Annotated in this window: 1 protein-coding gene; it reads right to left on the bottom strand. The window is 40.3% G+C overall.

Annotation, left to right across the window (positions count from 1 at the left end; genetic code table 11):
• The coding region (locus AAEY79_RS15550; protein ID WP_352289461.1) for a rhodanese-like domain-containing protein at positions 1-258 on the bottom strand (258 nt) is incomplete at both ends.

Genomic DNA, 258 nt, shown 5'->3' with positions numbered 1-258 from the left:
CTTCTATACGATCTTTAAGGTCAGTAAAAGGAATATTACGACTGCCTTGGATATAACCGGTGGTAAATTTCTTTTTGGCACGAATGTCAATCAATTGCGCGTTTTGCGAGTTGACCATCATAGCAAGCGTATTAGGCGACACTTTTTTGCCACTACGTTTGTTTTCAATAGCAAAAAACATGACGGCAAGTACGGCTAAAATACCAAACAAAAACGGGTGGTGACCCACAAATTCAAACGCACGATCCAAAACATACC

Source organism: Psychrobacter sp. GW64-MNA-CIBAN-0177 (genome assembly GCF_040309585.1).
GTDB classification, from domain to species: Bacteria; Pseudomonadota; Gammaproteobacteria; order Pseudomonadales; family Moraxellaceae; genus Psychrobacter; species Psychrobacter okhotskensis.
Note: the sequence above shows the minus strand (reverse complement) of the source record. Positions and strands in the feature narration are given on the sequence as shown.